Genomic DNA, 1,430 nt, shown 5'->3' with positions numbered 1-1,430 from the left:
GAGGGGAACTCTCTGGCCGTCGTCGCGCGAGGTGCGCGGGCGAATGGAAATCCCGTTGAAGACGTGAACAAGGACGGGGTTCTGGGGAAACCTGCTAGAATGGTGCAAATCGGAACACGTTCTACCGGGCCCGAGCGCATGGCCCGGTTTTTGCGTCGAGAGACGGCGCGGAAGGGAAGGATGCTCGTATGGGACAGAAGGATGAGGGCTGCGCAGCCGACCAGGTGAGCGACCGCATCTTCACCGTGCCGAACATCATCTCGTTCGTCAGGCTGTGCCTCGTGCCCGTCTTCCTTGTGCTGCTTCTCAACGGTTTCAACGTCGCGGCTACGCTGCTGTACGCGCTGGCAGCGGGCACCGACTGGATCGACGGGCAGATCGCCCGCCGGACGAATGCCGTGTCCCGTCTGGGCCAGCTGCTCGATCCGGCGGTCGACCGCATCCTCATGATCTCGGGCGTGTGCGGCCTGTTCCTCGTGGGACGTCTGCCGCTGTGGATCATCCTCGTGGTGCTCGTGCGCGATCTGCTGCTGCTCATGGGCGGCGCGGTGCTGCTCAAGCGCTTTCGCGTGCGCGTGGCCGTCATCTTTCCGGGCAAGGTGGCCACGACGCTCTTGTTCGTCGGCTTCGCCGGCCTGCTGCTGAACTGGCCGCTCGTACCGGGACTCGGTCTCGTGGACGCGGCTTGGTTGCCGGGTTTGAACGGGCTGCCCTGTTCGTGGGGCATCTGGTTCGTATATGCCGGACTTGCGCTGGGGCTGGTCACTACCGCGTATTACATCGCTGCGGCACTGCGGAAGCTGCGTGCTGTCAAGGATGCGCAGGCGGAGAGCACGCGGTAGCGCATGGCCGCCCGGACGCCCAGAAAAGCGAACGCGAGCCGCACCGGACGACCCGATCCTGCTCGCCGAGCGCCATCTGCGCGCGAGATGCGCGAGCGCGCCCCCCAGCGTCCCGCCGCCTCCGCGCCGCGGCGCGCTCCGACGATGCCGCCCCGCCGCGGCGGGACGAACGCGGGCAAGGGGTCGCGGCAGACTCGTTCTTCCGCGCAACGGCCGCGCGGTTCCCGTTCCTACAACACGCCCGCCGTCTGGACGAAGGAGGCGCCACGCTCGAATCTCGCAGGAGGAGCCGCGCGCCGAGCGCTCGGCGCAGTCGGCGGCGTGCTGCTGTCCTTGCTCGCCCTGGTCGGCAAGGGGCTTGCGACGTTGTTCCGCGCGCTCGCGGCTCTCGTGGCGCGCAGCCGCATCGCGCTCGCCGTGGTCTTCGTGTGCGCGGCGCTGCTCGTCTTCGGCGTTGCGGACTTCGCCGTAAACGCGAACAAAGCTTACCCCGGCGTGCGGGTGGGGCAGATCGACGCCGCCGGAAAGACGGCCGACGAGCTGGCCGCCCTCATCGACGAGGTCTACGGCGCGCGCCTGGCCCAAGGC

The 1,430-nt window shown here is 68.3% G+C and carries 1 protein-coding gene and 1 pseudogene; both read left to right on the top strand.

Annotated elements, in window-relative coordinates; translation table 11 throughout:
* Positions 1 to 188 precede the first annotated feature (188 nt).
* Positions 189 to 842 carry a CDP-alcohol phosphatidyltransferase family protein gene (locus ACMO6A_RS07810; RefSeq protein WP_009306984.1) on the top strand — a complete coding sequence of 218 codons (654 nt, stop codon included), beginning with the start codon at positions 189 to 191 and terminating at the stop codon, positions 840 to 842.
* 3 nt (positions 843 to 845) lie between these two features.
* Positions 846 to 1,430, top strand: a pseudogene (locus tag ACMO6A_RS07805) (vanomycin resistance protein VanB); the annotation flags it as partial.

This window comes from Eggerthella sp. (assembly GCF_048329335.1).
Classification (GTDB): Bacteria; Actinomycetota; Coriobacteriia; order Coriobacteriales; family Eggerthellaceae; genus Eggerthella; species Eggerthella lenta.
This window is presented reverse-complemented; position numbering and strand designations above follow the sequence as displayed.

Bases quoted from the DNA above. Each gene is read 5' to 3' on its own strand.
- ACMO6A_RS07810 (WP_009306984.1), top strand. From the start codon at position 189: ATGGGACAGAAGGATGAGGGCTGCGCAGCCGACCAGGTGAGCGACCGC.